Source organism: Amycolatopsis echigonensis (assembly GCF_014174495.1).
GTDB lineage: Bacteria > Actinomycetota > Actinomycetes > Mycobacteriales > Pseudonocardiaceae > Amycolatopsis > Amycolatopsis echigonensis.
The window spans coordinates 1-1,529 of record NZ_JACJHR010000215.1 but is presented as its reverse complement, the minus strand read 5'-3'; the positions used below and the strand labels follow the sequence as shown (position 1 = coordinate 1,529).

The window sequence follows — 1,529 nt, the reverse complement described above, 5'->3', positions numbered from 1 at the left end:
GCGATGACACCCTTTGTGTCAACCCCAAGATCAGAATCAGGCTGCGGCCTGTTGTTCCGTGCTTTGGCGGGCGCTGCCGTGCAGGGCTGGGTCGTAGGGTGTGCCGTTCTGCCAGCAGCGCCAGATGACCCGAACCCAGGCGCGGGCGAGGACGCGGATGGCGTGGGGGTGGTCTTTGCCGGAGGCTCGGGCGCGGTTGTAGATGCCGGCTGCCCAGGGGCTGCCGTGGCGGCTGTTGTCGGCGAAGGTGGTGATGGCGACGCGGAGGCGTTTGTTGCAGGCCCAGCGGAACGAGACGCCGCGTTGTTTGCCGGATGCTTTGGTGACGGGAGTGATCCCGGCCAGTGCGGCGATGGCGTCGGGGTGGTCGAAGACCTCGCGGGCGTCGCCCCATTCGGCGAGGATCTGGGCGGCGTTGACGGTGCCCGCGCGGGGGAAGGACCGGAAGATCTCGCCGTCGGGGTGGGCGCCGGTCTTCTCGGCGATGGAGCGGTCCAGGTTCTTGATCGCGGTGTTGAGCGCGGTGATCACGCCGACTTGAGCCAGCACCGCGTCCCGGATTCCTTCGGACACGACAGGATCGAGCGTTCCGGCGGGTGCCGAACGCAGCCGGGCCAGCAGCACCGCGGCGGGTTTCTTGCCGGAATAGCCGTGGTTGGCGCAGAACGCGGCCAGTTGTTTTTCGGTCAGCCTCGCCGCGGATGCGGCGGTCGGGCAGCGGGTCAGGAACGCGAGCGCGATCAACGATTCCAGTTTGGCGAAGATCGCCTTGGCTCCGGGCCAATGCGCGTCCAGCACAGCGGCGAGCTGGTTGACCGCGGCCACGCGGGCGGCGACGAGGTCGCCGCGGGTGCGTACGACCGCGCGCAATGCCTTGGTGCGGCCGGACAGCGGCGCCGCCGGGCGCAGGCGGCGGAAGCGGACGCGCAGGTAGTCGGCGATCACGTGCGCGTCTCCGGGGTCGGACTTCGCGCCGGAGAGGACTTCGGACTCGCGCCAGGTCTTGATCGCGTTCGGTTTGACCGGCATGACCGGGTGCCCGGCTTCCAGCAGCGCGTCGACCAGGCGTCCGTCCGGGCGTTCGATCGCCACCGGCATGTCCTGCGGTCGGGCGTGCTTGCCCAGCCGGGCGGCCAGCCGGGCGAACCCGGCCGCGGTGTGGGCGATCGTGAACGCGGCGACCTTGCGGCCGTCCCGGCCCAGCACGCACACGGAGTGCTCGGCCGAGGCCCAGTCGATCCCGACGAAGAACAACTGCCCGTCCTGCTGCGACAACAAATTCGCCTTCCTGCTCGTGCTTCAGGGCAGGAGCCAGGCGGGGGCGAGGGAACCGACAGCAGAGTGGTCACTAACCGGCGCTCTACGGCGCGTCCCTTTGTCATCGCTTCGCGGTTCCGGGGAAGCCGGGGGCGGCAGTGTCATCGAGGCCCTCGAAGGGCAACCACACGAGGCCGTCACCCCGGCTTCCGCCTAGTTCCTACCACAAGCCCCATCGGGGGACCTGCACGGAAGAGGGTGCACTAGTGACC

1 protein-coding gene is annotated in these 1,529 nt (G+C 69.5%); it reads right to left on the bottom strand.

What is annotated here, in order from left to right; translation table 11 throughout:
* Window positions 1-36: 36 nt before the first annotated feature.
* Window positions 37-1,275, bottom strand: a complete 1,239-nt coding sequence (locus tag H5411_RS46350) for an IS110 family RNA-guided transposase (protein WP_101440783.1) — start codon at window positions 1,273-1,275, stop codon at window positions 37-39.
* Between the last annotated feature and the right edge of the window lie 254 nt (window positions 1,276-1,529).